The sequence below is a fragment of the Pelagibacterium sp. genome, assembly GCF_035555455.1.
Lineage (GTDB): Bacteria > Pseudomonadota > Alphaproteobacteria > Rhizobiales > Devosiaceae > Pelagibacterium.
This window is the reverse complement of the sequence record NZ_DATMGM010000067.1, coordinates 1-7,711: the sequence shown is the minus strand read 5'-3', so window position 1 is coordinate 7,711 and position 7,711 is coordinate 1. Positions and strand designations below refer to the sequence as shown.

The window sequence follows — 7,711 nt, the reverse complement described above, 5'->3', positions numbered from 1 at the left end:
CGCCATGGCGGCAGCGGTCGCGATTGCAGGGGGCAATACGCAAACCGAGATCATCAACGCCGGGTATGGGGCGCTGGTCGAGGCCATCCTCAGCCATGCGCAGTCACAGATCGGCCTGCTGGCGGTGCAGCCGGGGCTGTTCGCCGATATCGATCTGGCCTGCCGGGCCATCGATCGGTTCCACCGGCTGATGCGGGCGCTCAGCTATACCCTTGAGATCGAACGCCGCTCCCATTGGGGCACGATGATTTCAGACCTCGTCGGCCAATTGTCCGAGCGGCTGGAACGGCCGATGAAGGACATTTCGATCAACGTGGCGCAGGCGCTGCGACGTCCGCGAGATAGCGATGACCGTGTCGATGCCGATCAGGTGCTGGCGGCGCTCAATGGATTGTATCTGCTGGCTACGGTGCGACGGTCCCGCGATTCGCTGGCGGTCAACGCGCTGCTCGATCAGGCGTGGACGGAAACCGGCCAGACCATCGAGGTGCTGGTGACCCGCGCCCTCGATCACTATCGCACCCACCCCGGCAATGCGCTGGCTCGCGAATGGCTCGATGCTGGGATTGCGATGGCCGAAATCCGCTTCAATTCCGAATATGCCGACATCCTGCGCCGGGCCCGGGATGGCGCGGAACGCCGGACCGTCCTGTCGTAAACACGATCACCCTTCGTAGCGCGCCGAGAGGCGGGCCGAAGTGGTGGTGAGCCCATCCCTGATATAGACCGTTTCGCCGACCCGGATGCCCGGGCGCTGCATGAGCGCGCGGGTGGAGCCCGGTGCGCCATGGACGATGACGCCGACCGCATCGAGCGGCGAGCGGTGGTCGGTATTGGCAAAGATGAGGCAGCCGGGCTCGAAACGTCGGGGCTCGGCAGGGCGCAGCGACCATTGCGCCTGTCCGGCACCGAACCGGCCGTCCAGCCAGGGGGGAAGCGCATCGTCGAGATGGCTGGGAATGTGTGGCGGGACAGGCGGGGCAACAAGAGCACGGGGCACGACGCAGCGCTCGGCGCAAAAGGCGCCGGCGAATGCTGGATCGAGCCGTCCGGCGATGATCTCTCCAACCACATCGCTGATGGTGAGCGCTGTCCAGCCGGGCCCGGATGTGCTGCGGCGGGCAAAGAAGTGTGCGAGACCTTGGCGCGGCGGGGGGGTGAGGGTTCGCAAGCCGGCGAGCGAAATGAAGGCCGGTGCGGCGTCGGCAACCGGTGGCGACAGCGTGAGCGGGCCGTCGGGCGTGTCAAAGATCGGGTCGATGCCGGTGTCGGGAACGGTGTGGATCGTTCCGTCGAGCGCCATTGCCAGCGCGGCGCGGCCATGCTCGGTGCAGCCCACAAGCGTATGATAACCCGCTACGCTGCCCGCGAGCACGACACCTGCGAGCGCGCCATCGGCAACCAGACGCTGTGCGGCAGGATGCCATGTGACGCGGCCTGAGGCACGGACCCATAGATCGAGAGCGGGCTGCCAGCCGCCCGAGACGATGAGGCGGTCGGCATCGATGGCCTCTTCGGCGAGTGTTCCGGAAACTGCATCGGCCAGCGCGATGGCGAGCGAGTCGCCGCGCCGGGCCTCGACGCGGGCAGGGGTGACGCCCCATCCCAGCCGGTAACCATAGGCCTTGCAGAATTCGATGAAGCGGGTCTGGGGATCAATGCGCGGATCGCTGGTGCGCATGATGGTCTTGCCGCTGGCCGCTCCCAGCAGGGCAAGACGGTAGCCCGCATTGGCGGCGGTGTGGATATGGGCGCTGGAACCCGACCAGACGTTGTAGCGCGCCGCCATCCGCCAGGCGAAACCGGCCTCGACCACGCCGGGCAGGCGGTTGCCGGGAAAGACCGGCAAACGGCCCGCCGTGCCGGTGGCGAGCACGATGGTATCGGCGGTGAGGGCGAGCCGCTCGGGCTGCGGCAGCGCGCCGGAGGTGATGACCCGGATCGCCTCGATGCGGTTTTCGCTCAGATCGAAAGCCAGCGTTCCGAGCAGCAGCTTGACCAGACCCGTCTCGCCGATCCTGCTGGCCAGTTCGGCGATCAACGCGTCGGGGGCTGGTTCGCCTTCCGCCTTGCCGAAGAACTCCGACATCCCGCCAAGAACCACGTCTTTTTCCACGAGGCACACGCGCAATCCGCGCTCGGCTGCTTCAATGGCGGCGGAAAGTCCGGCGACGCCGCCGCCGACAACGATCACATCAGCGGTGATCTGGCGGATGGGGGGCGCGTCAATCCAGCCGCCCGGCGCGATGGCGGTACCAAACTCAAGATCGAGGGAAGACCCGGCGCGCGAAAACAGCCGGGGGCGCGAGGGGCGGGCATCGGGAGTGACATAGGACACGCCATCCAGTGCAGGACACAACGCCATGGGCATGGCCAGATCGGCGCGGTGCTCATTGCCAGCGACGGCGATGGCCGGGGCACTGTGGTCGTCCAGCGCAACGGGGGGCTTCTCGAATAGACCGGTGCTGGCTACGCCGCTGGCCATAAGGGCCGACAGAACCGTGTCCCCGGCAAACCCATCGACCACGCGGCCATTGAGCCGGAAGCGGATCGGCTGGGCGGTATCGATCGCCGGGCGGGAAAATTCCGGCGGCAGGTCCCCGGAAAGGCGCGCCGGGCCGCTCATGCCGTGCCTCCGTAGAGGAGTGCAGCGGGGGAGAACTCGGCGACCGGGCGGCGCGGTTGGCGCAGGGCTGCGCCATGGGCGGTCGCCCATTCGGCCCCGGACGGGCTCGCTGTCCTGCACACAATGGCGGCGAGGGTGGGGGCGAGAACCAGATCGAGCGGGCCCAGCCCGGCAATGACGAACATCTGTCCGCGCCGGGTCGGTCCGATCACCGGCGCGCCATCATGGGAGACGAGACGCTTAAAGTGCGTACGCGCGGCGAGGCGGGGCGCCGGGTCTTGCGCGAGACAGGCGGCGATGCGCGCGATGCCCTTGCCGTCATCGTCAGGCGCTGCGCCGCTGAAGGTGCCTTGGGCGGACTGGGAAAACACGGTGCCGCTGTCGAGATCAAGCCCGGCGCGGAACGGCAGCGGGCGATGGGGCGGAGTTTCGATCCCCACCCAGGGCTCGACGCGGGCAAACGCTGCGATCTCATCAGCCGAGAGGTGGCCCAGAATGGCCCAATCATCGGCGAGAATGACGCGGGTGATCAAGGTATCAGCGAATGTTGCGGTGCCGTCGCGGTTCATAACGAGCGCTTCGGGGGTGTGAGTGACCGTGACGTTTGCTGAAGCGAGCCAGCGGGGAGCAGCCGCCATGAACAGGGCGGTATCGAACAGCCAGGTATCGCGCAGGCCGATGCCGGACTGTTCGGCGCGATCGATCGGCTCGACCGGATGCCCGAACCCTTCGGCCATGCGCCGGATGTGCCCCAATGCGATTCGGCTGGTGGGCGACCCGGCGAACAGCGCCAGATCGACCCGCTCGCCCATCCGTGGTGCGATGCGCGACAGGCGGCGGATCGCCTCGCGCGTCGCGTCATGCAGCAGGGCCCAGCTTTGCGGGCGGGTGAGGGGAGCGACGGAAAGGGACGGAAGCGGGCGAAGGGCAAACGGCTGCGGAGCCGGGCCCACCAGCACAACCGCTCGTGAATGGTCAGAAGCCAAAAGGCCTGCTAAGAGCCACGCGAAAGGCGAGGCGCCGACCACGGCAATGGTTTCAGACTGCTCGGACATATCGCTCGGGCCGGCCCTCATGACCTGTCGGAAAAAAGTCCGGGTGCGGCGAAAGCGCGCTCCATTCCCTGACTGCAATCCGCGCGGGTTTGGCTTATAGAAACAGTATCTCATTGGGATTCAAGGGTTAGCCTCGCACTTGTTCTGGATATTTGCGATATTGCTGGTGGCAGCCAGCCTGGGAGTGCTCGTCTTCGGACAGCGCCGGACCAAACCCACCGCCTCGGCGGACGATGCCGATACGACGCGGGCGTTCTTTCGCGATCAGCTCGAAGGCATCGACCGCGATCTGGCGGCGGGTCGGCTTTCGGAAGAGCAGGCGGCTTCGGCCCGTGCCGAACTGGCGCGCGAGGTCATGCGCCACGAACGCGAAAACCCGATCGCCGCCAAGGCTGGCAGCGGGCGGGTTGCAATGCTGGTCATGCTGCCGGTGATCGCGGTGGCCAGCCTTGGCGTTTATGGCTGGATCGGGCGGTCCGATCTGCCCGCCTTGCCGCTGGCCGGGCGCGAAGTGCCGGAAGGGCCGCTGGAACTCGATCTGGCGTCGGCCATCGAGTTGGTCGAAAGACAGATGGTGGCGACCCCCGACGATGTGCGCGGCTGGCTGGTGCTGGCACCCATTTACATGGATCAGGGCCGTTATGGCGAGGCGGCGAACGCCTGGCGGCGGGTGCTGGCTCTGGAGCCGCCGACTGCCGACCGCGAAACCGGACTGGCCGAAGCATTGATCCTTGCCAATGAGGGGCAGGCCAATGAAGAAGCCCTGGGGCTGTTGCGCAGCGCCATGGCCGCCGATCCAGTACATATCCGCTCGCGGTTCTACATGGCGGGCGAGTTGACCCGCATGGGCGAATTCGCCGAAGGGGCCGAGTTGTGGCGCGAGTTGCTCGACCTTTCGACCGGTGAGGAGCCCTGGGTCGACACCGCCAGGGCGGGGCTGATCGCGGCGGAGGCCGGACTGGCCGGTGGTGCGCTGGGCGACAGCGAACCCGACGCCACCATGGACGTTATGATCCGTGGCATGGTGGAAGGTCTGGCGGCCCGGATCGCCGATGAAGGCGGCAGCGCCGCCGAATGGATGCAACTGGTGCGCTCACGGTTCCAGCTCGATGGGGCCGAGGCAGCGCGGGAAGACCTTGAGCGCGGGCGCGCCGCGCTGGCCGGAGATGACCGGCTGGCGCTCGATGACCTGGCGAATGAACTTGGATTGACGGAGTAGCGGCACGATGGCCTGGACACGCAAGCAGAAGCGACTTGGCATTATCGCCGGGCTGGGGGTGATCCTCGCCCTGGCGGCAGGACTGATCCTGACCGCATTGCGCGATCAGATCGTGTTCTTCTATTCCCCGACTGAAATTGCCGAAGCAGCGCTGACGCCGGGCACGCCGATCCGGCTGGGCGGGCTGGTGCTCGAAGACAGCTGGCACCAGGAAGGCGAGAACAACACGTTCATCGTCCATGACGGTGCTGGCCAGATGACTGCCCATTACACTGGTATCCTTCCCGACCTGTTTCGTGAGGGGCAGGGGGTGGTCGCCGAAGGCAGCCTGCAGGCCGACGGATCCTTCCTTGCGACGAGCGTGCTGGCCAAGCATGATGAAACCTATATGCCCCGCGAAGTCGCCGACTCGCTGCGTGAGCAGGGTGTCTGGCAGGGCGACGGGGGATAGTGGTGATGTTGGCGCTCATGGCGGCCCCCCTCATCCGTCTCGCCCTTCGGGCGATCCACCTTCTCCCACCGGGGGAGAAGGGCAGGGCGCGGGGGAGCGCCAGAGACGATACAATCTCAGTTCCCCTTCTCCCCTCGTGGGAGAAGGTGGCCGCGAAGCGGCCGGATGAGGGGGGTGCTGAGCTTGCGATTATCCAAATAAGGTGGACGGCCTCATGACGATCGAACTTGGACATTTCGCACTCATTCTCGCGTTCATCCTGTCGATTGCGCAGGCGGGGATCGGGTTTACCTTCTGGCGTGGGAACGAAATGGCGCAGAGGTTCGTCACCCAGGCGGCGATCCTGCAATTTGCGCTGGTGGGGCTGGCGTTTGCAGCGCTGGTACAGGCCTTCATGGCCGATGATTTTTCGGTGCGGCTGGTGGTCGAGCACTCCCACTCGCTGCAGCCCATGCTCTACAAGATCACCAGCACCTGGGGGAACCACGAAGGCTCGATGTTGCTGTTCGTGTTGATCCTTGTGGTGTTCGGGGCAGCGGTGGCGGCGTTCGGGCGCAACCTGCCCCATGATCTCAAGACGCTGGTGCTCTCCAATCAGGGGCTGATGGTCGCCGCGTTTTCCGGGTTCGTGCTGTTCACGTCCAACCCGTTCTGGCGGCTCGATCCGGCACCGTTCAACGGCACCGAGCTCAACCCGGTGCTGCAGGATATCGGCCTCGCCATCCATCCGCCGCTGCTCTATCTGGGCTATGTCGGATTTTCCATCTGCTTTTCCTTTGCCGTCGCGGCGCTGATCTCGGGGCGGATCGATGCTGCCTGGGCGCGTTGGGTGCGGCCCTGGACGCTGGCCAGCTGGTCGTTCCTGACGCTCGGCATCGCCATGGGCTCCTACTGGGCCTATTACGAACTGGGCTGGGGCGGCTGGTGGTTCTGGGATCCCGTGGAAAATGCCAGCTTCATGCCCTGGTTGGCCGGGACGGCATTGCTTCACTCCGCCATCGTCATGGAAAAGCGCAACGCGCTGAAAATCTGGACGGTGTTCCTCGCGATCATCACCTTCTCGCTCAGCCTGCTGGGTACCTTCCTCGTGCGCTCGGGTATTCTCACCTCGGTGCACTCCTTTGCGTCCGACCCGACCCGCGGCATGGTGATCTTGACCGTGCTGGCACTGTTTATCGGCGGCGCATTCACGCTGTTTGCGTTGCGGGCTTCGGCCCTGCGCAGCGGCGGGCTGTTTGCTCCGATCAGCCGCGAGGGAGCGCTGATCCTCAACAATTTGTTCCTTTCGGCGGCCACGGCAGGCGTGTTGATCGGTACGCTCTATCCGCTGGTGCTCGAAGCGCTGACCGGTGCCCGGATTACCGTGGGCGCGCCGTTCTTTGACGTGACCTTCGGCGGGCTGATGGTGCCGCTGTTGCTGCTCATTCCGTTTGGACCGTTCCTTGCGTGGAAGCGCGGTGATCTGGCGGCGGTGACCCAAAGGCTGATGGCGGCGATCATCGTCACCGTGGTGCTGTCGCTGCTGGTGTTCGGTTTCCTCGGTTTCCCCATCACACTGGCCCCGATCGGGCTGGGGATCGGGATCTGGGTGATGGTGGGCGCCATCGCCGAACTGGTCGACCGGGCCGCAATCGGGCGCGTCGGCATGGCGCAAAGCTGGGCGCGGCTCAAGGGCCTGCCCCGCACCACATGGTCGACGGCCATCGCCCACTTCGGCGTCGGCGTTTCGGTGATCGGAATCGTCTGCGCCACGGCGTTCCAGACGGAAATCGTCACATCGATGCGTCCGGGCGAGGCGACTGAAATCGCCGGTTACACCGTGACATATGAAGGCGAGGAACTGGTTTCCGGGCCCAATTTCACCGCCGAACAGGGGAGCTTTATGATTGGCTCGCCCTGGGGCGGGGAGCGTGCGCTCACCTCCGAACGCCGGGTCTATGCGGTGAGCGGCATGCCCACAACCGAGGCGGGAATCCGCACCTATGGCTTTAGCCAGATGTATGTGCAGTTCGGGGAACGGTTCGGCGAAGGCGGGCGCGTGGTGCGGCTGTGGCACAAGCCCTTCGTGCTGCTGATCTGGCTCGGAACCGTCTTCATGGCCGGTGCCGGATTCCTCTCGCTCACCGACCGTCGCATGCGGATCGGCGCGCCGGCGCGCGCGAAGTCGCGGACTGCGCGAGCCGCGCAATGAGGCGGTTCTGGACGCTGATGATCACGCTGCTGGCGCTGATGATGCCGCTGGCAGCCGGTGCGGTGCAGCCCGACGAAGTGCTGGGCGACCCGCTTTTGGAAACGCGGGCGCGCTCGATCTCGGCAAATCTGCGCTGCCTTGTGTGCCAGAACCAGTCCATCGACGATTC

7 protein-coding genes are annotated in these 7,711 nt (G+C 65.9%); 5 read left to right on the top strand and 2 right to left on the bottom strand.

Features of this window, described 5'->3' with window-relative positions; all coding sequences use genetic code 11:
* Window positions 1–658: hypothetical protein (locus VNS12_RS14390; protein ID WP_325488542.1), on the top strand; the 658-nt coding region annotated here is incomplete at its 5' end.
* A 6-nt stretch (window positions 659–664) separates the two neighbouring features.
* Here VNS12_RS14390 and VNS12_RS14385 read toward each other — a convergent pair.
* Together VNS12_RS14385 and VNS12_RS14380 are read right to left on the bottom strand one after the other, a co-directional pair.
* Complete coding sequence (locus VNS12_RS14385) at window positions 665–2,626, bottom strand: FAD-dependent oxidoreductase (RefSeq protein WP_325488541.1); 1,962 nt, start codon at window positions 2,624–2,626, stop codon at window positions 665–667.
* Window positions 2,623–3,681 (bottom strand): FAD-binding oxidoreductase/lyase, encoded by a 1,059-nt coding sequence (locus tag VNS12_RS14380; RefSeq protein ID WP_325488540.1) that lies wholly within the window; start codon window positions 3,679–3,681, stop codon window positions 2,623–2,625. Before VNS12_RS14380 ends, VNS12_RS14385 begins: the two co-directional genes overlap by 4 nt.
* A 139-nt stretch (window positions 3,682–3,820) precedes the next feature.
* Here VNS12_RS14380 and ccmI point away from each other — a divergent pair, with 139 nt between their 5' ends.
* The 4 genes from ccmI to VNS12_RS14360 form a co-directional block, all read left to right on the top strand.
* On the top strand, window positions 3,821–4,900 hold the full coding sequence (gene ccmI, locus VNS12_RS14375; RefSeq protein WP_325488539.1) for a c-type cytochrome biogenesis protein CcmI: 1,080 nt from the start codon (window positions 3,821–3,823) through the stop codon (window positions 4,898–4,900).
* A 7-nt stretch (window positions 4,901–4,907) separates the two neighbouring features.
* Window positions 4,908–5,351 carry a cytochrome c maturation protein CcmE gene (gene ccmE, locus VNS12_RS14370; RefSeq protein WP_325488538.1) on the top strand — a complete coding sequence of 148 codons (444 nt, stop codon included), beginning with the start codon at window positions 4,908–4,910 and terminating at the stop codon, window positions 5,349–5,351.
* Between the two features lie 214 nt (window positions 5,352–5,565).
* On the top strand, window positions 5,566–7,542 hold the full coding sequence (locus VNS12_RS14365; protein WP_325488537.1) for a heme lyase CcmF/NrfE family subunit: 1,977 nt from the start codon (window positions 5,566–5,568) through the stop codon (window positions 7,540–7,542).
* Window positions 7,539–7,711, top strand: a 173-nt coding sequence (locus VNS12_RS14360) for a cytochrome c-type biogenesis protein (protein ID WP_325488543.1), incomplete at its 3' end; no start/stop codon positions are given. The genes VNS12_RS14365 and VNS12_RS14360, both read left to right, overlap by 4 nt.